This is a genomic window from Actinacidiphila sp. bgisy160 (assembly GCF_965342435.1).
Classification (GTDB): domain Bacteria; phylum Actinomycetota; class Actinomycetes; order Streptomycetales; family Streptomycetaceae; genus Actinacidiphila.
In genome coordinates, this window is sequence record NZ_CBDRCM010000026.1 from 70,845 (window position 1) to 92,383 (window position 21,539).

The 21,539-nt window shown below is 73.9% G+C and carries 18 protein-coding genes and 1 pseudogene; 8 read left to right on the forward strand and 11 right to left on the reverse strand.

Translation table 11 applies throughout. The features are described 5' to 3' along the window. Positions 1 to 241: 241 nt before the first annotated feature. Entirely contained in the window at positions 242 to 1,777 is a 1,536-nt protein-coding gene (locus ACRWNP_RS21125) for an aldehyde dehydrogenase (NADP(+)) (RefSeq protein ID WP_431963611.1), read from the reverse strand. 112 nt (positions 1,778 to 1,889) lie between these two features. Here ACRWNP_RS21125 and ACRWNP_RS21130 point away from each other — a divergent pair, with 112 nt between their 5' ends. The 3 genes and pseudogenes from ACRWNP_RS21130 to ACRWNP_RS21140 all read left to right on the forward strand — a co-directional run bounded on the left by ACRWNP_RS21130 (position 1,890) and on the right by ACRWNP_RS21140 (position 3,565). Continuing rightward, positions 1,890 to 2,657 carry an IclR family transcriptional regulator gene (locus ACRWNP_RS21130; protein WP_431963613.1) on the forward strand — a complete coding sequence of 256 codons (768 nt, stop codon included), beginning with the start codon at positions 1,890 to 1,892 and terminating at the stop codon, positions 2,655 to 2,657. A 210-nt stretch (positions 2,658 to 2,867) separates the two neighbouring features. Further along, a pseudogene (locus ACRWNP_RS21135) lies at positions 2,868 to 3,068 on the forward strand (substrate-binding domain-containing protein); the annotation flags it as partial. 95 nt (positions 3,069 to 3,163) lie between these two features. Continuing rightward, positions 3,164 to 3,565: a hypothetical protein gene (locus tag ACRWNP_RS21140; RefSeq protein WP_431963615.1), complete on the forward strand. Its 402-nt coding sequence runs from the start codon at positions 3,164 to 3,166 to the stop codon at positions 3,563 to 3,565. A 16-nt stretch (positions 3,566 to 3,581) separates the two neighbouring features. Here the strand turns inward: ACRWNP_RS21140 and ACRWNP_RS21145 are convergent, their stop codons facing one another. Continuing rightward, entirely contained in the window at positions 3,582 to 4,139 is a 558-nt protein-coding gene (locus ACRWNP_RS21145; RefSeq protein WP_431963617.1) for a carboxymuconolactone decarboxylase family protein, read from the reverse strand. A gap of 99 nt (positions 4,140 to 4,238) precedes the next feature. Then, the gene (locus ACRWNP_RS21150) at positions 4,239 to 5,204 is read right to left on the reverse strand and encodes an SDR family NAD(P)-dependent oxidoreductase (RefSeq protein ID WP_431963618.1); all 966 of its coding nucleotides are present in this window, start codon (positions 5,202 to 5,204) and stop codon (positions 4,239 to 4,241) included. A 123-nt stretch (positions 5,205 to 5,327) separates the two neighbouring features. Here ACRWNP_RS21150 and ACRWNP_RS21155 point away from each other — a divergent pair, with 123 nt between their 5' ends. Continuing rightward, on the forward strand, positions 5,328 to 6,239 hold the full coding sequence (locus tag ACRWNP_RS21155) for an AraC family transcriptional regulator (protein ID WP_431963619.1): 912 nt from the start codon (positions 5,328 to 5,330) through the stop codon (positions 6,237 to 6,239). Positions 6,240 to 6,628: 389 nt separating this feature from the next. Here ACRWNP_RS21155 and araD read toward each other — a convergent pair whose 3' ends face one another. The 4 genes from araD to ACRWNP_RS21175 form a co-directional block, all read right to left on the reverse strand. Beyond that, entirely contained in the window at positions 6,629 to 8,353 is a 1,725-nt protein-coding gene (araD, locus tag ACRWNP_RS21160) for an L-arabinonate dehydratase (RefSeq protein ID WP_431963620.1), read from the reverse strand. A 35-nt stretch (positions 8,354 to 8,388) separates the two neighbouring features. Continuing rightward, the gene (locus ACRWNP_RS21165; RefSeq protein ID WP_431963622.1) at positions 8,389 to 9,291 is read right to left on the reverse strand and encodes a dihydrodipicolinate synthase family protein; all 903 of its coding nucleotides are present in this window, start codon (positions 9,289 to 9,291) and stop codon (positions 8,389 to 8,391) included. Between the two features lie 227 nt (positions 9,292 to 9,518). Further along, positions 9,519 to 10,694: a hypothetical protein gene (locus ACRWNP_RS21170; RefSeq protein ID WP_431963624.1), complete on the reverse strand. Its 1,176-nt coding sequence runs from the start codon at positions 10,692 to 10,694 to the stop codon at positions 9,519 to 9,521. Further along, complete coding sequence (locus ACRWNP_RS21175) at positions 10,691 to 11,671, reverse strand: 5-dehydro-4-deoxyglucarate dehydratase (RefSeq protein ID WP_431963626.1); 981 nt, start codon at positions 11,669 to 11,671, stop codon at positions 10,691 to 10,693. The genes ACRWNP_RS21170 and ACRWNP_RS21175 overlap by 4 nt, the downstream gene beginning before the upstream one ends. A 209-nt stretch (positions 11,672 to 11,880) precedes the next feature. On the opposite strand from ACRWNP_RS21175, the gene ACRWNP_RS21180 reads away from it, so the two are divergent. Continuing rightward, complete coding sequence (locus ACRWNP_RS21180) at positions 11,881 to 12,690, forward strand: NAD-dependent epimerase/dehydratase family protein (RefSeq protein ID WP_431963627.1); 810 nt, start codon at positions 11,881 to 11,883, stop codon at positions 12,688 to 12,690. 12 nt (positions 12,691 to 12,702) lie between these two features. Here ACRWNP_RS21180 and ACRWNP_RS21185 read toward each other — a convergent pair whose 3' ends face one another. Next, entirely contained in the window at positions 12,703 to 13,434 is a 732-nt protein-coding gene (locus tag ACRWNP_RS21185; RefSeq protein WP_431963629.1) for an SDR family NAD(P)-dependent oxidoreductase, read from the reverse strand. 65 nt (positions 13,435 to 13,499) lie between these two features. Here ACRWNP_RS21185 and ACRWNP_RS21190 point away from each other — a divergent pair, with 65 nt between their 5' ends. Next, a complete protein-coding gene (locus tag ACRWNP_RS21190; protein WP_431963664.1) occupies positions 13,500 to 14,711 on the forward strand; it encodes a TerD family protein in 1,212 nt (403 codons plus the stop codon). 68 nt (positions 14,712 to 14,779) lie between these two features. On the opposite strand, the gene ACRWNP_RS21195 is transcribed toward ACRWNP_RS21190, so the two are convergent. Together ACRWNP_RS21195 and ACRWNP_RS21200 are read right to left on the reverse strand one after the other, a co-directional pair. Beyond that, positions 14,780 to 16,246 carry an alkaline phosphatase PhoX gene (locus ACRWNP_RS21195; RefSeq protein WP_431963631.1) on the reverse strand — a complete coding sequence of 489 codons (1,467 nt, stop codon included), beginning with the start codon at positions 16,244 to 16,246 and terminating at the stop codon, positions 14,780 to 14,782. Between the two features lie 153 nt (positions 16,247 to 16,399). After that, complete coding sequence (locus ACRWNP_RS21200; RefSeq protein WP_431963633.1) at positions 16,400 to 17,929, reverse strand: hypothetical protein; 1,530 nt, start codon at positions 17,927 to 17,929, stop codon at positions 16,400 to 16,402. Positions 17,930 to 18,272: 343 nt separating this feature from the next. On the opposite strand from ACRWNP_RS21200, the gene ACRWNP_RS21205 reads away from it, so the two are divergent. Then, entirely contained in the window at positions 18,273 to 18,860 is a 588-nt protein-coding gene (locus ACRWNP_RS21205) for a suppressor of fused domain protein (protein WP_431963635.1), read from the forward strand. Between the two features lie 23 nt (positions 18,861 to 18,883). Here ACRWNP_RS21205 and ACRWNP_RS21210 read toward each other — a convergent pair whose 3' ends face one another. Further along, a complete protein-coding gene (locus tag ACRWNP_RS21210; protein ID WP_431963637.1) occupies positions 18,884 to 19,744 on the reverse strand; it encodes an alpha/beta fold hydrolase in 861 nt (286 codons plus the stop codon). A 43-nt stretch (positions 19,745 to 19,787) separates the two neighbouring features. Here ACRWNP_RS21210 and ACRWNP_RS21215 point away from each other — a divergent pair, with 43 nt between their 5' ends. Continuing rightward, entirely contained in the window at positions 19,788 to 21,515 is a 1,728-nt protein-coding gene (locus ACRWNP_RS21215; protein ID WP_431963639.1) for a dolichyl-phosphate-mannose--protein mannosyltransferase, read from the forward strand. Positions 21,516 to 21,539: the final 24 nt, after the last annotated feature.

The following is a 21,539-nucleotide window of genomic DNA, read 5'->3' on the forward strand; positions in this document are numbered from 1 at the left end:
GCGGCCGGGGCGGCCAGGCGCGAGTGCCCGCCATGCACATGAACATGCGGTACAGAACGCCCGGCCCCGCAGGCCCCGACCCCGGCCCACCCAACGCACCCCGCGCAGGCCCGCACCTACCCGCGCCGGACGGGGCCCCGGCCGAAGGCTGGGGGGAGGGCGGGCGGGAGAACCGCCCGCCGCAGGCGCAGACAACCCGCGCACGACGACCGGGCCGCACAGCCGACCCCGGGAAGACCGGTCAGGCCTCGCGGCGGCCGTTGAAGCGGCGCGGCAACCCCAGGGGGTTGCCATCGCGCAGCTCCGCCGGGAGCAACCCCTCCGGGGCGTCCTGGTACACGACGGGCCGCAGCCACCGCTCGATCGCCGTGCCGCCGACCGACGTCGAGGTCGAGGTCGTGGCCGGGTACGGCCCCCCGTGGTGCATGGCCGGGGCCACCGCGACCCCCGTGGGCCAGCCGTTCACCACGACGCGCCCCGCCAGCGGGGTGAGCCGGCGCAGCAGTTCCGCGCCGGAGCCGTCGCCGTCGGCGCCGGACGCCTCGGCCTCGCTCAGGTGCGCCGTCGCCGTGAGGTTGCCGGGGAGCCGTCCGAGCACCCCCTCGACCTCCTCCGCGCTGCCGTACCGCGCGACGACCGTGACCGGCCCGAAGTGCTCCTCCAGCAGCGCGTCGTGCTCGCCGCCCTCCGCCAGCCGGGCGGCCGGGACGGCGACGAAGCCGGCGCGCACCAGGTGCTCGCCGCCATCGCCGGGCTCGACCGGCGCCTCCACCTGCGGCAGCGCTGTGAGTTCGCGCACGCCCGCGATGAAGTTGTCCCGCATGCGGGCGTCGAGCAGCGTGCCGGGCGCGACGTCGCCCACCGCGGCCGCCAGGGACTTGAGGAGGCGGTCGCCCGCCTCGCCCGCCGGGGCCAGTACGAGGCCGGGCTTGACGCAGAACTGGCCGACGCCGAGCGTCATCGACCCGGCGAGCCCCGCGCCGATCTGCTCGGCGCGCTCCTCGGCCGCGGCCTGCGTGATGACGACCGGGTTGAGGCTGCCGAGTTCGCCGTGGAACGGGATCGGCACCGGTCGTGCCGCCGCCGCGTCGAAGAGGGCGCGCCCGCCCCGTACGGATCCGGTGAACCCGGCGGCGGAGACCAGCGGGTGCTTGATCAGGTCGATGCCGGCCTGGAAGCCGTGGACCACCGAGACGACGTCGGCGGGCAGGCCGACCGCGACGGCGGCACGGCGCAGCGCGTCCGCGCACAGCTCGCTCGTCGCCGGGTGGTCGGGGTGGGCCTTGACGACGACGGGGCAGCCCGCCGCGAGCGCGCTGGCGGTGTCGCCGCCCGGCACGGAGAACGCGAGCGGGAAGTTGCTGGCGGAGTAGACGGCCACGACGCCGAGCGGGATCTTGTAGCGCCGCAGGTCCGGCCGGGGCGGGGCGAGCGTGGCGTCGGCGTGGTCGATGATGACGTCGAGGAAGGCGCCCTCCTCGACGATCTCGGCGAAGGCCCGCAGCTGGTAGGTGGTCCGCCCGAGTTCGCCGGTGAGGCGGGCGGGCCCGAGGGCGGTCTCCGCGTCGGCGGCCTCCAGGATGCGGGGGCCGGCCTCCTCGAGGAAGTCGGCCGCGGTGCGCAGCAGCCGGGCCCGCGCCACACGGTCGGCCAGTGCCGGGAAGGCCGCGGCGGCGGCGCGCACCGCGGCGTCGACCTCCTCGGCGGTGGCTTCGACGGCGACCTGCTCCCGCTGCTTCCCGGTTCGGGGATCGACGCTCCACACTGGTACGGGCACAGCGGGTACCTCCAGGCCTTCCGTTCGATATACTGAACAGCATCCGCAATTGTGAATCTGCTCGGGAGCCTACTTGTGCGGGTCCCGGCCGAACAAGAGGGGTCCACTCCAGATGGCTGCAGGTGACGGCGGCGCGCAGGTCAAATCCGCGGTGCGGACGGTGGAGCTGCTGGAGTTCTTCGCCGGGCAGCCCGGCATGCACAGCCTGGCCGCCGTGCAGGAGGCCGTCGGCTACCCCAAGTCCAGCCTGTACATGCTGCTGCGCACGCTGGTGGAGCTGGGCTGGATCGAGACCGACGCCACCGGCACCCGCTACGGCATCGGCGTGCGCGCCCTGCTGGTCGGCACCTCGTACATCGACGGCGACGAGGTCGTCGCCGCGGCCCGCCCGACTCTGGACCGGCTCTCGGACGACACCAGCGAGACCATCCACCTGGCCCGCCTCGACGGCACCAGCGTCGTCTACCTGGCGACCCGTCAGTCCTCGCACTACCTGCGGCCGTTCACCCGGGTCGGACGCCGGCTGCCGGCCCACTCCACCTCGCTCGGCAAGGCGCTGCTCGCCACGTACACCGACGAGCAGGTCCGCAAGCTGCTGCCGGAGATGCTGGAGCCGCTCACCGAGCACACGCACACCGACCGCGAGAAGCTGATCGCGGAGCTGCACCAGATCCGCGAGCAGGGCTACGCCGTGGACCGCGAGGAGAACACGCTGGGCCTGCGCTGCTTCGGCGTGGCCGTCCCCTACCGCACACCCGCGCGCGACGCCATCAGCTGCTCGGTCCCGGTGGCCCGGCTGACCCCGGCCCACGAACAGCTGATCAAGGACGCCCTCTTCGACGCGCGCGACCGCCTCACGCTGGCGACCCGCCGCCTCTGACCGACCCGGTCAGGACTCCTCCCGGAGCACCCGGACCGCACCCGGCGGCACACCGGGCCGGCCGATGGCCCGCTCCGCGGTGAGCGGTTCCGTGCCCGGCACGTCGCGGGGGCACCTTCGCCTCGGCCCCGGCGCGGTTGATCACGAAGAGGTATGTGCCCGGCGCGGCGGACGGCCCCGGCGTCACGCGGCAGTCCGGCCCGGCCGGGGCGGGTGCCGGAGGATGTCGCGGCCGGCGGCTTCGACGACTCCCCGGCGGCGCCGGCCACGCTGCCGCCGCTGAGCACGTTCCGCCGGCCGTGGGACCGGATCAGCGCCGAGATGGTGCGGCTGCTGCTCGCCCGCAGCACCGGCGGCGAGCCCTCCGGGGTGATCCTCCAGACGGAGCCGGTGCGGCGGGCTTCGGCATGAACATCCCCTAGGATCATGGGAGTTGGGGCGTCGAAGCCGCCGCCCCCGGACTTGGAGGACCGGTGCGTCTCCCCCGCTCCCTTTCCGGCTGGACCATGGCTGTCTTCGGTGTGCTCGCCGCGGCGCTCGGCATCGTCGGCATCGTCTCGCCGGCCGTGCAGCTGTCGTTGCTCGGCTTCCACCGGCCGGACCACCGCGCGGCCGGCGACTACACCCTGGTCTTCCTCACCGCGTCCTCGATGGCGGCGCTCAACATGGGCGTGTACTACGTTCTGGCGGCCCTCGCCGACTGGCGCGCCTTCTTCCGCTGGACGGTCCCGTTCCGGCTGCTGACGTTCACCGTCTTCACCACGGCCGTGGTGATCGGCCGGGCGCCCTCCGGTTTCCTCGGGGTCGGTGTGTGGGAGGGCGTCGGCGCGCTGGTGACGGGCACGGCCCTGTGGTACGAGGGCCGGCGGGCCCGTGCCGCGGCCCCCGCTGGCGCCGCGGCGGCGTGACCGGACCGCGGGGCGGTCAGGACGCAGGAGCGGCACCGCGCACTGCGCGGAGGAGCCCTGGCCGGCCGGTCCGGGGGCGGGTCGACCCGGGAGCGCAGGTCCTCCACCGCGACGAGGCGGTGAGCCAGACGGAGGCGGCCTCGCCGAGCCGGTCGAACAGCCCGCGGGCCATCTCGTCGGTGACAAACGGCTCGGTCTCGCTCATGGCCTCGGCGTACTCCATCACCCCCTGTTCGAACTCGGTGAAGTCCTCCCGGTGCTCGCGCCGGACGGGCACCTTGCCGGCCTTCTCCATGGGCAGGCCCAGGCCCTCGGGCTTCCGGTGGCCGAGGTCCCCGCCCCAGGAGCAGCCGACGCGGACCGCGGACGCCATGACGGCGAGGTGCGCCGGCGCCGGCTCGAGCGCGTGCCACTTCTGGACGCCGTGCTCGAACCGGACGCGGGTCATCAGTACCTTCGGGTTGCGGCCGACCGCCCGGCCGGGGTCGAGGACCCTGCCGAACCGGCGGCGCGCATACCGCTCGGCGAGCCGGATGAACGGGGTCCGCCGCGGGTCGGGGGCTCTGCGGGACATGTGGTGCGTGCCTTCTGGGGTCGTCCGCGTCGTGCTGCGGGAGTACGACCGGACGGCGGGATCCCCGCTGTGACATCGGGGCCGGGGGCAATCCCGGGGTCACATCCGCAGGGCGCACATGGCGCGGTCCCAGAGCCGGTCGGCGGCGAGCGGGTCGACGGCGTGGGGGGCGACGCCGCCGGGGTGCTCCTCGTCCGCGTGGACGACCGGCGCCTCCTGGTTGTCCTCGAAGTAGCGTCCGGTCACGCCGTCCAGCAAGGGTGAGGCCGCGAGCAGCACCGATGTGGCGGCACCCTGCTCGGCGGTCTTGTGGTACGGCTGCGGGATGACGGTGCCGTCCTCGTCCGTCACGCCCATCGCCCGCATGGTGTCGGCGTCGATGTGGCGCTGGAGGTTGGTGGTGAGGATCCATCCGGGGTTGAGCGCGTTGGCCGTGATGCCGTCGGCGGCCCACCTGCGGGCGCCGACCGCGAGCAGGACGTCGGCGGTCTTGGACTGCGCGTACGCCGTCCAGGGGTCGTAGGGACGCTGCTCGAAGTGGGGGTCGTCGAAGTCGAACGCGGCGTTCCTGTGGGCTCCGGAGCTGACGACCACCAGGCGTGCCGAACCGGCCGCCCGCAGCTCGGGGTGGAGTGCCGTGGCGAGGGCGAAGTGCCCGAGGTGGTTGGTGGCGAGCTGCAACTCCCACCCCTGGCCGGTGACCTGGCGAGTGGGGAGGGCCATGATCCCGGCGTTGGCGACGAGGATGTCGAGCGGGCCGCTCCAAGTACGCGCGAAACGGGCGACGGACGCGAGGTCGGCCAGGTCGAGGGCCCGTACGTCGACCGAGCCCGCCGGGGCCGTGGCGGCGAACGCGCGGAGGGCGGGTGCCGCGGCGGCGGGGTCGCGCGTGGCGACGGTGACGTCCGCGCCGGCCGATGCCAGGGCCCGGACCGTTTCGAGCCCGATGCCGGAGGCACCGCCGGTGACGAGGGCGCGGCGGCCGGTCAGGTCGACACCGGTGATGACCTCGGAGGCCGTGGCGTGGGAGGAGAAGGGGGTCTGCAGAAGGGGCTGGTCGGGCACGGGGACCTACTCGGGAGGGGAACGGCTGGTACTCGCACCAGGCTATGAAGGAGGTCGCGTATTCTCCATAATGAAAACTCCGGAAAACTTCACTCATCGTCCAGACCGACCCGGGAGGCACGTGTGGATCCGCTCGAGGACGTGCTGGCCCTGCTGGAGACCAGGGCCCATGTGTCGACGGGCCTCATGGCGGGCGGCGAGTGGGCCGTGCGCTTCGGGGCGCCGTCCGGGGTGAAGTTCAACGCGGTCCGGCGCGGCGGGTGCCTCCTGGAGGTCGAGGGGACGGACCGGCCGGTGGAGCTGGCCCCGGGCGACTGCTTCCTGCTCACCCAGGCCCGCCCGTTCGTGCTGCGCAGCGCTCCCGGCGTGGTACCGGTCGACGCGGAGCCGGTGTTCGCCGCGGCGGAAGGCGGTTTCGCCCGGGTCGGCCGGGGGGACGACGTCCTGCTCGTCGGCGGCCGCTTCTCCTTCGGCGACCGCGCGCGGGCCCTGCTGCTCGACGCGTTGCCGCCGGTGATCCACGTGCCCGCGGGGACCGCGCACGCGGAGACGGTGCGGTGGGCACTGGAACAGATCGGGCAGGAACTGCTGCAACGGCCCGTGGCCGCCACGCTCGTGGCGGAGCACCTGGCCGTCGTCATGCTGGTCCACGTGCTGCGCCTGCACCTCGCGCGCGAGTCGCAGGGCGCGTCGGGCTGGCCGGCCGGCCTGGCCGACCCCGTCGTGGCGCAGGCACTGGCCGCGCTGCACGGCGCGCCGGCGCACGGCTGGACGGTGGCCGAACTCGCCCGGACCAGCGGAGTGTCCCGCTCCACGCTCGCCGCGCGGTTCAAGCGGACCGTGGGCTGCCCGCCGCTCGACTACCTCAGGCGGTGGCGCATCGAACTCGCCTCGCAGCGCCTGCGCAAGGGCACCGAGACCCTCGCCGTCATCGCCCGCGCGGTGGGCTACGGCTCGGAGAGTGCGCTCAGCACGGCTTTCAAGGAGGTGACGGGAAGCTCTCCCCGTGCGTACCGCGGCGGCCCGGCGGCCTGACGGCGGCCGGAGGACCGGAGGACCGGAGGATACGGCATTCGCCGGCCGGAAACGGTCGGCCGACGCGGCGGGCGGGGGGGCGGCGGGCGGCGCGCCGTCAGAGCCTTCCTGGTCGCCCCGTGTGCGCAGGGCCGGGATCCGTCCCGCGTTGTCGCCGAGCCGCTCACCGGGGCCCGGGCTGATTGCACGGCGAGCAGGTCGACGGGGCGGCCGTCGACGAGGTTGCCGTCGTCGGTGAGGCCGTGCCCTTTCACTTCTTGATGAGGGTGGCGCGGTCGACGTCCTACGCGACGTCCTACGGGTACGGGGAAACGCTCGCCGAGTGGTGCGGGCCGCCACCGGGCGCAACGGCGTTCACCGGCCGGTGCGGGGTGGTGCGCGGCAGGGCGTCAGCCCGCGTAGGGCTCCGGCACTTCTCCGGGCCGGGCCAGGAAGCGGAAGTCGCAGCCGGTGTCGGCCTGGGTGATCTGGTCCTGGTACAGCGCGCCGTAGCCGCGTCCGTAGCGGGGCGGCGGTGCCTGCCATCGCGCGCGCCGGCGTTCCAGTTCCGCGTCGTCGACCTCCAGGCGCAGGGTGCGCGCCTGGACGTCCAGGGTGATCAGATCCCCGGTGCGGACGAGCGCGAGCGGTCCGCCCACGTGCGACTCCGGCGCCACGTGCAGCACGCACGCGCCGTAACTCGTGCCGCTCATCCGGGCGTCGGAGATCCGCACCATGTCCCGCACCCCCTTCCTCAGAAGGTGGTCGGGCAGCGGCAGCATCCCGTACTCGGGCATGCCGGGGCCGCCGAGCGGGCCCGAGCCGCGCAGCACCAGGACGCTGTCCTCGGTGATGCCGAGGCCCAGGTCGTTGATCGTGCGCTGCAGGGTCCGGTAGTCGTCGAACACCACGGCCGGGCCGGTGTGCTCGAGCAGGCGCGGCTCGGCCGCGATGTGCTTGATGACCGCACCGTCCGGGCAGAGGTTGCCGCGCAGGACCGCGACGCCGCCCTCCGCCGCGAGCGGTGCGTCCAGCGGGCGGATCACGTCGTCGTCGTGGACGAGGGCCCCGGTCAGTTGCTCGCGCAGGGTCGGGTGCCCGACGGTGGGCCGGTCGAGGTGGAGGACACCGGCGTCCCGCAGCCGGGTCAGGAACCCGGGGAGGCCGCCCGCGAAGTGGAAGTCCTCCATCAGGTGACGGCCGCCCGGCCGGAGGTTCGCCAGCACCGGCACCGTGCGGGCGATGCGGTCGAAGTCGTCCAGCGTCAGCGGGACGCCGCTGCGCCCCGCCATCGCGATGAGGTGGATCACGGCGTTGGTCGAACCGCCGAGGGCGAGCACCGTGGCCACCGCGTCCTCGTACGCCTCGCGGGTCAGGATCGCCGACGGGCGCAGGTCCTCGCGCACGAGGTCGACGATCCGCCTCCCGGAGGCCGCCGCCATGCGGTCGTGCCCGGAGTCGACGGCGGGGATCGACGACGCGCCCGGCACGGTCATCCCCAGCGCCTCCGCCGCGGCGGTCAGCGTGGAGGCGGTGCCCATGGTCATGCAGTGGCCGGGCGAACGGGCCAGCCCGCTCTCCAGTTCCGCCATCTCGCAGTCGCCGATCAGGCCGGCCCGCTTGTCGTCCCAGTACTTCCACATGTCGGTGCCGGAGCCGAGCACCTCGGTGCGCCAGTGCCCGGGCAGCATGGGCCCGGCCGGCACGAACACCGCCGGCAGGTCGGCGCTCGCTGCCCCCATGAGCAGCGCGGGCGTGGACTTGTCGCAGCCACCCATCAGGACCGCCCCGTCCACGGGGTAGGAGCGCAGCAGCTCCTCGGTCTCCATCGCGAGCAGGTTGCGGTAGAGCATGGGCGTCGGCTTCTGGTACGTCTCCGACAGCGTCGCGACGGGGAACTCCAGGGGGAAGCCGCCCGCCTGCCACACCCCGCGCTTGACCGCCTGGGCCCGGTCGCGGAGGTGGACGTGGCAGGGGTTGATGTCGCTCCAGGTGTTGAGGACCGCGATCACCGGCTTGCCCAGGTGCTCCTCGGGCAGGTAGCCGAGCTGCCGGGTGCGGGCCCGATGGCTGAACGAGCGCAGGCCGTCGGTCCCGTACCACTGGTGGCTGCGGAGCTCTTCCGGCTTCTTCATGGCGGCCCTCCGTCCCCTCCCGCGATCCGGCGGGCTCACAGGCCCCAGCCGGCGAGCAGAGCGGCCACCCGCTCGCGCCGGTCCCCGGTCAGCGGGCGGCTGGGCGGGCGCACCTCGCGGCGGCACAGTCCCAGCACCGCCAGCGCCTCCTTCACCACCGACACATTGCCGGCGGAACCCTGCTCCGCCCGCAGGTCCTCGAACTCCCTGATCCGTTCCCACACCTTCGTCGCCGCCGCGTAGTCGCCGTCGCGCAGCGCCCGCAGCATCTCCAGGGACACCCGGGGCGCGACGTTGACCAGGCCCGAGGTGAAGCCGGTCGCGCCCATCGCCCAGTAGGCGGGGGCGTATAGCTCGGCGAGGCCCGCGACCCAGGTGAAGCGGTCCAGTCCCGCGTCCCGCGCCACGGCCGCGAAGCGGGCGGCGTCTGGCACCGCGTACTTGACCCCGATGACGTTCGGGCACAGCTCGCCGAGGCGCGCGATCGGCTCACCGCCCAGCACCGGGTTGCGGACGTACGGAACGACCCCGGTCCCGGGGACGGCCTCCGCGATGGCGCGGTGGTAGTCCACCCAGCCCTCCGGCGACATGTACGGGTGGACCGGCTGGTGCACCATCACCATCTGCGCCCCGGCGTCGCGCGCGTGCCGCGCCGCGGCCACCGCCGTCGGCACGTCGTGGCCGACACCCACCACGACCTGGGTGTGCGGATCCGCCTCCGCCATCGTCAGCTCGACGACCAGCCGCCGCTCGGCCGGGTCGAGGGCGTAGAACTCCCCGGTGTTGCCGTTCGGCGTGACCGTTCGCACCCCGCTGTCGAACAGCCTGCGCAGCAGCGACCGGTACGCGGCGCGCTCCACGCCCCCGTCGGCGTCGAACGGGGTCACCGGGATCGCCACGACATCGGCGAGCGCCGACGACTGCTCTTCGAATGACATTCGGTAGCCCTTCAACTCGGTTTCCTGCGGGGTCCGGTGGGGACATGGTGGCCACGGAGCGGACGGACCGAAGAGACGGCCCGGGGCGGGCGCCCGGCTCGACGCCGGCGGCGCGCAGGCGCCGGAAGTCTTCCGAGCGGACGGGCGGGACTGCCCGCCGCAGGCGCAGACGACCCGCGCACGACAACCGGGCCGCGGCCCCACGCCCGGCGCACGAAGCGCGAGCCTCAGCCCCCTGCCCCCGCCAAAAACGACCGCACCGCCGCCAGGTCCCCCGCGGACGCGAGCCCCGCATGGTAGAGCCGCAGCTCCGTCGCCCCGGCCGCCACCGCCCGGGCCGCGTCCGCGGCCAGCGTGCCGGGGCTGCCCCCCATCCCCGCGACCACGGGGAAGTTGGCCGCCAGCACGGTCCCCGCCCGGGCGTGCGGCACGCAGGCCGCCACCAGGTCCGCCCCGGGGAGCACGAGCCCGTCCGCGTGGCCCAGGACGTACCCCGGGTCGACGCCGACGTTGGCCCCGCAGCGATGCGCGTGCGGATCCGCGTGCAGCAGCACCTGGAACCCCGGTGCCGCTACGGCCCGTACCGCCTCGACCGCCGCCCGCTGCACGTCCCGCGCGACGGAACCCCGCCACGCCATCGTGAGCCCCGCGAGTTCCGCCCCGAGCAGCTTCTCGACGTCGGCCCACTCGTCGGACCCGGGGGTCCACTCCCCCGCCCACACCGGCGCGAGGGCGCCGCGCACGGCCGCCCGCACTTCCACCGGGTCCGCGCCCAGCCCGGCGTACCCCGCCTCGCACGCGGAGCAGAAGCACAGGGACATCAGGTACTGCGCCGCCCCGGGCAGCGGCACGCCGCCCGTCTTGTCGTGCGCGTGCAGGTGCGCGAGGCCGTACCAGCCGCACGACTCCAGTTCCGTGCCCCCCGTGCCCGTCCCCGGCCGCACCGCGGCCTCCGCCGCCAGTGTGACCAGGTACTCGCGCACCTCGGGCCGGGCGATGCACGGCGCCCACGTGTAGCGGTCGCCGTAGGCGTTGCGCACGCTCACCCGGGGGTGTTCGTCCCCGAGACGGGAGTTGTGGGCGAGCACGACCCAGGAGTGCACGTCCAGTCCGGCCCCCCGCAGGGCCCCGGCGGCCTCGGCGTAGGCGTCCTCCGCGCCCGCCCAGTCCTGGGTGTACGGCCTCAGGACGCGCCCCGCCCAGCGCCCCTCGTCCGGCGGGTAGAGCACGGCGGCGTGCCGGGCGGTGACGACGCGGTGCCCGGGGTGGCGGGGAGTCAGCGCCCGCGTGGAGTGGTAGGCGGAGGCGAGGGTGACCTGGTGGACGCCGAGGCCGGCGATGCGGTCCGCCGCCGCCGGGTCGCCTATGACGTCCCACGGGTAGACGAAGGTGGAGGCTCTCAACGCGACTCCTGCGGATGGGGGGTGACGCGGGCCACCGTACGTCGGTCCTCGCCGAGCAGGGCGAGTCCGCGGTCGATGAGTTCGGCGAGTTCCTTGATGTGCGCGGGCGAGGGCTCGGACAGCGGCGGGCGCACCTCGCCGACGTCGAGCCCGCGCAGCCGGGCGCCGGCCTTGACCAGGGAAACGGCGTAGCCACGGCCCTGCTGGCGCAGTTCCACCAGGGGCCGGTAGAAGCCGTCGAGGAGGGCGTTCACGGTGGCGTCGTCGCCGCCGGTCAGGGCGCGGTGGAAGGCGAGGGCGATCTCGGGCGCGAAGCAGAAGACGGCGGAGGAGTAGAGGGTGACGCCGATGCCGCGGTAGGCGAGGCCGGTGAGCTCGGCGGTGGGAAGACCGTTGAAGTAGCGGAAGTCGCGGCCGGGGACGGTGCTGCGGACGGCACTGATGATGCGCTGCATCAGGTCGAGGTCGCCGACGCCGTCCTTGAGGCCGATGATGCGGGGGATGCGGGCGAGCTCGGCGACGGTCGCCGGGGTGAGGACGGCGTTGTCGCGCTGGTAGACGATGACGTCGAGCGAGGTGCCCGCGGCGAGTTCCGCGTAGTGCCGCAGCAGTCCGGCCTGGTCGGCGACAACCAGGTAGGGCGGCATGGCGAGCAGTCCGTCGGCGCCCGCCTCCTCGGCCAGGCGCGCGAACTGCAGGGCCAGGGCGGTGCCGTAGCCGGCGCCGGCGACGACCGGGACCCGGCCCGCGGACTCCTCGACGGCCGCGGCGACGCAGGCGCGGAACTCCTCGGGCGTCAGCGCGTGGAACTCACCGGTGCCGCAGCACGCGAAGACCGCCCCCGCCCCGGCCTCGATCCCGCGGCGCACGTGCGCGCGGAAGACCTCCAGGTCAACGGCGCCGTCCGGGCCGAAGGGCGTCACGGGGAAGAACAGCAGGCCGTCGAGGCGCGCGGAGAGTGAGGCGGCATCGGTCATCGGGTTCTCCCTGGAGACTGGCGTCTGTGCGCGCATCTGATCGATGTCTATATTCATGAACGCGTTCACGCTAAGGCAGCACAGGAGGAAGGGTCAAGGAAGACAGCCGCAGGTGGTGGAGTCTTGACGCTTCGGCAAGCGCTCTTTAGCGTGTCCACGCATATGAATTACGTCCATGAACGTGGACCTCGACTCGAGGAGACCCGCGCATGCCCGCTCCCCGCACCGTCCTGCTCACCGGCGCCGCAGGCGGCCTGGGCACCCTGATGCGCGAGCTACTGCCGGGATACGGCTACCAGCTGCGCCTCCTCGACATGCTGCCCGTCGAGGGCGCGCCCGACGCGATCACCGCGGACCTGGCGGACCGCGCCGCCCTGCGCGATGCCGTGCGCGGGGTCGACGCGATCATCCACCTGGCGGGCATCTCCCTGGAAGCCCCCTTCGACAAGATCCTGCGCGCCAACATCGAGGGCACGTACCACCTCTACGAGGCCGCCCGCGAGGAGGGCGTGCCGCGGATCGTCTTCGCCTCCAGCAACCACGCCGTCGGCTTCACCCCGCGCCCGGTCGGGGACGACCCGCTCATCCCGATCGACACCCCTCGCCGCCCCGACACCTTCTACGGCCTGTCCAAGTGCTTCGGCGAGGACCTCGCCCAGCTCTACTGGGACCTGCACGGCCTGGAGACGGTCTCGGTCCGCATCGGCTCCTGCTTCCGGGAACCGACGTCGGTGCGCATGCTCTCGGTCTGGATGAGCCCCGGGGACGGCGCCCGGCTCTTCCACGCCGCCCTCACCGCCGAGCGCGTCGGGCACACCGTCGTCTACGGCAGCTCGGCCAACACCCGCCTGTGGTGGGACCTGTCCTCCGCGCGGGCGCTGGGCTACGAGCCGCAGGACGACTCCGAGCCCTTCGCCGGGAAGCTCATCGCCGAGCAGGGCGAACTCGACCCCGCGAACCCGGACCACGCCCACCTCGGCGGCCACTTCACCACGCACCCGCCCATCTGGCCCCGCTGACCTGGGCGGCCCTCAGCGGCCGCGCTCGGCGCCGCCGTTCACCTGGTGGATCTGCGCCGTGATGTGCGCGGCAGCCGGGGAGGCGAGCCAGTGCGCGAGCGAGGCCACGTCCTCGGGGACGCCGACCCGGCCGTTCAGGGTCTGGCCGACGAGGAACGCGCGCCGCTCCCGCGTCATGCGCCCGCCGAAGAACTCGGTGTCGTCGATGAAGCCGGGCGCGATGACGTTGACCGTGATCCCGCGCGCGCCCAGGTCGGCCGCCAGGTCGTAGGCGTACGGGTGCAGGGCCGCCTTGGCGGCGCCGTACGAGCCGGACCCGCCGCCGCGCACGGCGGCGATGGAGCTGAGCAGCAGCACCCGGCCGCCGTCGGCCAGCAGATCGCGCAGCGCCTCGGTGAGCAGCACGGCGGTCAGCACGTTGGACCGGAAGTTGCCCGTCCACAGCTCGGTGAGCGACGGTTCGCCGGCGCCGAGCGCGACGTTCCCGCCCGCGCTGTTGACCAGCACGTCCACCCGACCGAAGCGCTCGGCCACCAGCTCACGGACCCCGGCCGCCTCCCTCTCGTCGGTCAGGTCCGCCGGGACCGCCAGGGCGGATCCGGAACCCAGCCGGGCAACCGCCTCGTCCAGGACGTCCGCCCGCCGTCCGACCAGCACGACCCGGTCCCCGTCGCGGACGAAGGCCTCCGCGACAGCCAGGCCGATCCCCGTACCGCCACCGCTGACGACCACGATGCGTGACACCTGAAAACCCCAATCGGTAATGGAACCGTAAACCCGGAACGATCGTTAAGCGGAACATGACCGCAATGACACCCGGCTCGAACATCCCGCTCTCCGCGGCGCGCGTGACAGTGGAGGTATCCGCGCCCGTGCGGCTGGATGTGTCGGGCCTCCTGATCGCCGCCAACGGCAAGGTCCGCTCCGACGACGACTTCGTCTTCTACAACCAGCCCGCGGGGCCCGGTGTCACCTACCGGTCCGGTGGCGGCAGCTCCCCCGACGCGATCACGGTGGACACCGTAGCCGTACCCGCCGACATCGAGAAGATCGTCGTGACGGCGAGTCCCGACGCGCCCGGGGCGACCTTCGCGGGCACCGAGCCGACGGCGACGGTGCGGGACGCCGACAGCGGCACCGTCCTGGCGACCTTCACCCCGCCCGCCCTGAGCAGCGAGACCGCGCTCGTCGTGGTCGAGATCTACCGCCGCTCCGGCGCCTGGAAGGCCCGCGCCGTCGGCCAGGGGTACGCGAACGGGCTGGCGGGCATCGCCACCGACTTCGGGGTGTCCGTCGACGAGCCCGCGGCCGCCGCGCCGCAGGCACCGCCCCAGGCACCGCCCCAGGCACCGCCCGTGGCTCCCCCGCCGCCCGCTCCGCCGGCCGCCGCCATGGCCCCTCCCCCCGCGCCCCCGGCCCCGCCCGCCCCGCCGGTCGGCACCGGAAAGATCAACTTGGACAAGGGCCGGGTCAACCTCCAGAAGAACCAGACGGTCTCCCTGGTCAAGGGCGGCAAGCCGCTCATGACCTCGGTCCGCATGGGCCTCGGCTGGGAACCCGCCTACCGCGGCAAGGACATCGACCTGGACGCCTCGGTCATCGCGTACGGACCGCAGCGCAACCACATCGAGTCCTGCTACTTCGGCCGGCTCACCATCCTGAACGGCGCGATCCAGCACTCCGGCGACAATCTCACCGGCGAGGGCGCGGGCGACGACGAGGTCATCACCGTCCACCTCGGCGGGCTGCCGCCGGAGGTCACCGGGCTGGTCTTCACGGTGAACTCCTTCTCCGGCCAGAAGTTCAACCAGGTCGCCAAGGCATACTGCCGCCTGATGGACGGCACGACGGGCGAGGAGCTGGTGCGCTTCGACCTCACCGGCGCCGAGCCCCGCACGGGCGTGATGATGGCGAAGTTCATCCGCCAGTTCTCCGGCGAGTGGGAGATGACGGCGATGGGCGACTTCGTCGACTCCCGCACCGTGAAGGGCATGGTCAAGCCCGCCGCGCAGGCGCTCTGAGCGACGCGCTCGCGCCCGGTGGTCCGTGCGGGGCACGGACCACCGGGCGCCGGTGACGCGGTCGGGCCTCAGCAGGCGCCGCCGTGGCCCTGGCGGCGCCACGGGCCGGTGATGGCCAGCATGATGCCCGGGTCCTGGATGTTGGCGAACAGCGTCTGGCCGTCGGGCGAGAAGGTCACACCGGTGAACTCGCTGTACTCCGGCTCCTCCGCGGTGCCGATGTTCAGCTCGTTGCGGGCGATCGGGTAGGTGCGGCCGTCGCCGAGCGCGCCGAACAGGTGCTGCACGCCCTCGCCGTCCTCGGCGATGACCAGACCGCCGTAGGGCGACACGGTGATGTTGTCCGGGCCGTCGAAGGCGCCGTCGGCGGACGGGTCGGGGTTGACGCCCAGGAGGACCTTGAGGGTCAGGGTGCGGCGCTTGGGGTCGTAGAACCACACGGCGCCGTCGTGGGCCGCGCCCGGGCTCTCCTCCCGGGCGTAGGAGGAGACGATGTAGACGCCGCCGTCAGCCCACCACATGCCCTCCAGCTTGCGGGCCCGCGTGACCCCGCCGGCCGCGAACTGCTTGCGGACGGAGACGGCCTTGGCGTCGCGGTCCGGGACGTCCACCCAGTCCACACCGTAGACCGTGCCGATCTTCGTGGCGCGGGACAGGTCGTCGACGAACCCGCCGCCGGAGTCGAAGCACTTGAAGGCCTGCAGCACACCCGCGTCGTCGGACAGCGCGCGCAGCTTGCCGCGGCCGTGGTGGAAGCCGGCCGGCGGGGTCCAGCGGAAGAACAGGCCGTTGGGGTTGGAGGCGTCCTCGGTCAGGAAGAGGTGGCCGCGCTTGGGGTCGACCACGACCGCCTCGTGCGCGTAGCGGCCCAGGGCCTTGATCGGCTTGGGGTCCCGGTTGGCCCTGCGGTCGTACGGGTCGACCTCGAAGACGTAGCCGTGGTCCTTGAGGAAGCCGTTCTTGCCGGCCTTGTCCTCGGTCTCCTCGCAGGTCAGCCAGGTGCCCCAGGGGGTACGGCCGCCCGCGCAGTTGGTGGCGGTGCCGGCCACGCCGACCCACTCCACGACGTGGCCGCCGTGCTTGGCGACCTCCACGATGGTCACGCCGCCGGCCGCGCCGGAGTCGTAGACCAGGCCCTCGGTCAGCGGGACCGGGTGCGGCCAGTCGGCACGGGCGCCGGCCAGCTCGTGGTTGTTGGCGATCAGCGTGGCACCGCGCAGGCCCTCGAAGGTGGCCGTGCCGTCGTGGTTGGAGGGGGTCGACTCGCCGGACTCCAGCTTGGTGACGCCGGTCCGGGTGATGACGCGGTACGAGAAGCCCTTGGGCAGCGCGAGGATGCCCTTGGGGTCCGGGATCAGCTCGCCGTAGCCCAGCCGGCCGTGGTGCCGGGACGCCCCGGCCTCCGCGGCGGTGGCCGGGGCCTCGGCGGCTAGGGCGCCCGGCGCGGTCGCGAGGACGTCGACGGTTCCGGCCAGCGCGACTCCGGCGCCGGTGATCGCCGTGCGCTTGGCGAAGTCTCTGCGGGTGAGAGGCATCGTTTGCTCCTGAGGCCACAAGGTCACTGCTCTTCCGCAGTCACGCTCCCGCCCCACGGCGAACGGGAGTTGAACGGAGCGGGATGTTCCGCCGCCCATTCCCTGAGGCGTTCGGGCCTCCTCCCCGGCCCGTTCCGCGTCCCCGCGGGCGGTTCAAGGCGCCGAGGGTCCCGCCGAACGGGCCTTGAACGCGGCCTTGCGCGCCTCCTTGGCCAGTCGCTTGTCGGGGTGGATGCGGCCCATGGCCTCCAGGACGTCGGCGGTGGCCGGGTGGTCCACCCGCCAGGCCGCGCTGAAGAAGCCGTCGTGCCGGGCGACGAGGTCGGTGACCAGCTCGCGCAGCAACTCGGGGTCGTCGTCGGCGTCGAGCTGGGCAGCGATGGTGTCGACGGTGAGCCAGAAGATCATGTCCTCGTCGGGCGCGGGAACGTCCACCGCCTCGCGTTCCGTCAGCCAGACCCGGGCCAGTCCGCCGAGCTGGCGGTCGGCCAGGACCTCGCGCAGGGCCGGCTCGGCCTCGTCGCCGAGCAGGCTGAGCGTCTGCTGGGCCACCAGCCGGCGGCCGGGCGCGTTGCGGTCCTCGCCGCGCGCGGCTTCCAGCAGCTCGCGGGCCGCGTCGTACGGCTTGCGGTTGCCGAGCCACGCGTCGGCCTCCCGGCGGGCGATCTGGTCCGGGTACCGGAACAGCGCCTCCAGGAGGGCGGCGGCGGGCTCCCCGGCCAGCTCGCCGGCGGCCGGGGCGTGCAGGCCGGCGTCGATCATCCGGGACCGCACGCCGTACACACCGAGCGGGGTCAGCCGTACCAGGCCGTAACGGGAGACCTCCTCGGGCCCGATCTCCTCCGGGAGGACCGCCGCGCCCTCGGCGGGGCCGGCGTCCTCGGACTCGGCCTCCTCGATCAGGGCCTCGTCCAGCGGCTGGTACTCCAGCAGCCCGGTGGTCGTGAGCAGCCGGAAGTGCTCATCGAGGCGCACCATCACCTCGGTGACGTCCTCCAGCAGGGCGTCGCTCGGCTCCTCCACGTCCTCGGGGACGACGAGGGAGGCGGCCAGGACCGGCAGCGGCACGGCGTCCTTGGTGTCGCCGCCGGAGTCCTCCATGACGGTGAAGAGGTAGAGGTTGGCGAGCGCGCCGTCGAGGAACTCGCCTTCCTCCTCCGGGTCCCAGTCCAGGGTGTTCAGGTCGATCTCGCCGTCCGGCCCCAGCTCCTCCATCAGGCCTTCGAGGTCGGGGGTCGCGGCCTCGGCCAGCGCCGTGTCCAGTGCGGCGAGCCACAGCTCCAGCACCTCGCGGGGCTCGCCCGCCTCCAGCCGCCGCAGTGCCTCGCCGGGCACGGCTCGCCCCGCGGGCTCGTCCAGGGCCACGCTCCCGGCGCCGGGCTCCGCGTCCTCGTCCGCGGTGTCCTCGATCTCCAGGTCGACGAGGCCGGCGTCCACGGCCACGCCCCAGGCCTGCGTCGCCTCCGCCGGGCCGTCCGCTTCCCCCTCCAGGCCCAGCTCGCGGACGGCGCGCGGGACGTCCTCGGCGGTCAGCTCCCCCATCGCGTCCACGGTCACGTGCGGCGCGCACCAGCGTGCCAGCCGTACCGCGCGGTCGAGGAGCGGTACGGCGACTGCGAGCCGCGCCAGCTCCTCCTCGGGCAGCAGCCTCACCGGCGGCAGGTCGAGGCGGTCAGCGGCCATGGCGGGGTCTCCAATGCAGCGGTGTCCGGGGGGCGCCCGAAGGCGCAGCACCAGCCTAGACGTGTGGGCGCCCGGCGGGCGCGCTTCGGCTTTCCGTCACCCGCCGTTACGGCAACGGACGCGTGGGATGTCGGCGTTGGCGCGCGTGGACAAGCCCGGGGAACGTGTGCGGCGGTTCCACCCGTCAGCGGGGTCACTTCCGCCCCACCTCCGGTGCCGGGCACCGGTGCGCACGCCCGGCGGCGCGCGCCGCACGGAAGCACCGGTGCACGACCGGGCGTACGGCCGGCCCCCGCACGCCCCCGAGGCCGGCGGCGTAGGGGCGCCTGACATGATCCCCGCCATGACCACGAGCGAGGCGGACCCGGCGCACGAGGCGCTCGACCGGCACATACGGCGGTTCTTCGCAGGCCACCCGGTGGGAACGGCCCCGTACGACCTGGGGGACGGGCGGCGCGGCACGGTCCCCGGCCTGCGGGTCGTCGAGGTGGGCCCGGGGCCGCGCGGCGACCACTGGACCTATGTCACGGCCGGTTGCTGGTCGCGGGCCAACCACGACGGCCACGGCCTCGAGTTCATCCTGACCGCCCCGGTCCCCGACCCGCGCTTCGCCGACCTGATCGCCATGACCGCCCACTACCACTGCGGTCCGCGGCCCCGTCTGCTCGACCTGGGCCACAGCCTGCCGGTCGGGGAACCCTGGGTCCCCGGTTCGGCCTGCGACCACATCCTGGTCAGCCTCCCGTACCTCCACGGTCCCGGCCTGGAGGTGTGCCACCTGCCGGGCGGCCACGCCCGTCTGCTGTGGCTGCTGCCGGTGACCGCGTCCGAGATCGCCTTCCGCCGCGAACACGGCACCGAGGCACTGGAGCAGCGCTTCGACGACGCGGGGATCCTTCCGCTGGACCTGCACCGGGCGCCGGTCGCCTGAGGCGCGTCGCTCAGCCGGCCGCCTCAGTCCTCCCGGAGGAAGTCCTCCAGTGCCTCCAGCCAGGCGTCGGGCCGGTCGATGTGGGCCATGTGCCCGGCCTCCTCGATGATCGCGGCCCGCGCGGACGGAAGAAGCCGCAGCGTGGGTCCGATCAGGCCGGCCGGGAAGGTCATGTCCTGCCGTCCGTGCAGCAGCAGTACGGGGAGACCGAGCGCCGCGAGCCGCTCGGGGTCACCGGGGCGGCGCGGCCCCGGCAGCGTCCCGGCCTCGAAGGGGCGCAGCCATTCGGCGGTGAAGCGGACGCCGCGCAGGACGTCGAGGTAACCGGGCAGGGCGTCCGCGCGCCACACGTTCGCCGGCGCGGAGGCCAGGGCGGCCGCCCGGGTGAGGGCCGGTCCGGACAGCGAGGGGTCGGACCACACCTCGGCCTCCGCCGCCAGCCGTTCGTCGCGTTCCCGCCAGCCGTCGAAGGCGTCCGGCGGCACCGGCAGCACGCTGCTCGACGCGATCACCAGTCGCCGCACGCGCCCGGGCGCGGCCATGGCGAGGCGCTGCGCGATCAGCCCTCCGTACGAGAAGCCGAGCACGTCCGTCCGCCCGATCCCCAGCGTGTCCAGCAGCCGCACGAGGTCGGCGGTGGCCGCGTCCGGCGTGTAGTGGCCGTCGGCGAGCCCGCGGGTGGAGCGACCGCAGCCGCGCAGGTCCGGCAGGACGATCCGGCGGTGCCCGGCGAGACGGTCCAGGGGCCGCCGCAGATGCGTGTGGTCCCAGTCGGGCCCGCCGTGCACCACCAGCAGCGGCGCCCCGGACGGCCGGCCGGCCTGTGCGACGAACAACCGCACCGCCGGGTCGCGTGAGACCGGAACCAGGATCTCCTCGAGCACAGGGGCCAGTATGACGATCCGACAACGTCCCTAGGATGTCCGGGTGACGACGGACACCGCTACGCCGGACCGCACCGACGACGACGCCGGCGACTCCCGGGCGGCAACCGCCGCCGACTGGCCGCTGCGACTGAGCCGGTTCGGCCACAGCCCACGCCCCCGGACCGACACCCGCGAGCGGCTGGTCCCGGCCTTCCCCGAACCCGGCACCCGGATATGGCGGGCCCTGGGCCTGTCACCGGGGCGGGCGCGCCGCGCCGCACGGGCCATGGGCTGGCTCGGCCCCGTCCTGGTCGCCGTCCTCGCCGGCGTACTGCGCTTCGTGAGCCTCGGCAGCCCGCGTGCCATCGTCTTCGACGAGACGTTCTACGCCAAGGACGCCTGGTCCCTGCTCCGGCTCGGCTACGAGGGCGGCTGGCCCGACAGCAAGGTCTCCGACCCGCAGATCCTGGGGGACCCCCAGGCCATCCCCCTTTCGGAGACCGGGCACTTCATGGCGCACCCGCCGATGGGCAAGTGGGTGATCGCCCTCGGCGAGTGGATGTTCGGCCTGAACCCGTTCGGCTGGCGCTTCATGGCCGCCGTGCTCGGCACGCTTTCGGTGCTGATGCTGTGCCGCATCGGCCGTCGCCTGTTCCGCTCCACGGCACTGGGGTGCCTGGCCGGCGGGCTGATGGCGGTGGACGGGCTGCACTTCGTGATGAGCCGCGTCGCCCTCCTGGACGTGGTCGTGATGTTCTTCGTGCTCGCGGCGTTCGGCTGCCTGCTGATCGATCGTGACCGTGCGCGGGCGCGGCTCGCGGCGGCCCTCCCGGTGGGCGGCGACGGCTTCGCCGGTCCCGAGGCGGTCACCGCCGCCCGCGCGGGCACCGGCCCGCGGCCCTGGCGGCTCGCGGCCGGCGCGCTCCTGGGCCTCGCCTCCGCCGTCAAGTGGAACGGCCTGTACTACCTCGCGTTCTTCGTGCTCCTGACCCTGCTCTGGGACGTCGGCGCCCGCCGCCTGGCCGGGGCCCGCCACCCCTACCGCGCGGTGCTTCGCCGCGACCTCGGCTGGTCCTTCCTCTCCCTCGTCCCGGTCGCCGTGGCGACGTACCTGATGACCTGGACCGGCTGGTTCCTCACCGACGACGGCTACGGCCGGCACTGGGCCGACGGCCGCGGCGGCACCTGGTCGTGGATCCCGGCGCCGCTGCGCAGCCTGTGGCACTACGAGTACGGGGTCTACCAGTTCAACGTCGGCCTGGAGGACCCGCACCCGTACCAGTCCAACCCGTGGAGCTGGCTGGTCCTCGGCCGCCCCGTGTCCTTCTTCTACGAGTCCCCCAAGCCGGGGCAGGACGGCTGCGGCACGGCCAACTGCTCGCGGGAGATCCTCGCCCTCGGCACGCCCCTGCTGTGGTGGACGGCCTGCTTCGCCCTCGCCTACCTGCTGTACCGCTGGGCGCTGCGCCGAGACTGGCGCGCCGGCGCCGTCCTGTGCGCGGTCGCCGCGGGCTACCTGCCGTGGTTCCACTACCAGAACCGCACCATCTTCTCCTTCTACGCCGTCGTCTTCCTCCCCTACCTCTGCCTCGCCCTGGCCATGGCGCTCGGCGCGCTCCTCGGCCGTCCCGGCGCGGCCGAACGCCGCCGCACCTACGGGGCGGTGGCCGCGGGCGTCCTCGTCCTCCTGATCGTCTGGAACTTCATCTACTTCTTCCCGATCTACACCGGGCGGACGATCCCCTACGACGACTGGCACGCCCGGATGTGGCTGAACACATGGATCTGAGCGGGACCGCCCCGCACATCCCCG

Bases quoted from the DNA above. Each gene is read 5' to 3' on its own strand.
- ACRWNP_RS21175 (WP_431963626.1), bottom strand. From the start codon at position 11,671: ATGACCGATGCCGCCTCACTCTCCGCGCGCCTCGACGGCCTGCTGTTC.
- ACRWNP_RS21145 (WP_431963617.1), bottom strand. From the start codon at position 4,139: ATGTCCCGCAGAGCCCCCGACCCGCGGCGGACCCCGTTCATCCGGCTC.
- araD (WP_431963620.1), bottom strand. From the start codon at position 8,353: ATGAAGAAGCCGGAAGAGCTCCGCAGCCACCAGTGGTACGGGACCGAC.
- ACRWNP_RS21190 (WP_431963664.1), top strand. From the start codon at position 13,500: ATGACACCCGGCTCGAACATCCCGCTCTCCGCGGCGCGCGTGACAGTG.
- ACRWNP_RS21195 (WP_431963631.1), bottom strand. From the start codon at position 16,246: ATGCCTCTCACCCGCAGAGACTTCGCCAAGCGCACGGCGATCACCGGC.
- ACRWNP_RS21165 (WP_431963622.1), bottom strand. From the start codon at position 9,291: ATGTCATTCGAAGAGCAGTCGTCGGCGCTCGCCGATGTCGTGGCGATC.
- ACRWNP_RS21180 (WP_431963627.1), top strand. From the start codon at position 11,881: ATGCCCGCTCCCCGCACCGTCCTGCTCACCGGCGCCGCAGGCGGCCTG.
- ACRWNP_RS21130 (WP_431963613.1), top strand. From the start codon at position 1,890: ATGGCTGCAGGTGACGGCGGCGCGCAGGTCAAATCCGCGGTGCGGACG.
- ACRWNP_RS21200 (WP_431963633.1), bottom strand. From the start codon at position 17,929: ATGGCCGCTGACCGCCTCGACCTGCCGCCGGTGAGGCTGCTGCCCGAG.
- ACRWNP_RS21140 (WP_431963615.1), top strand. From the start codon at position 3,164: ATGGCTGTCTTCGGTGTGCTCGCCGCGGCGCTCGGCATCGTCGGCATC.
- ACRWNP_RS21205 (WP_431963635.1), top strand. From the start codon at position 18,273: ATGACCACGAGCGAGGCGGACCCGGCGCACGAGGCGCTCGACCGGCAC.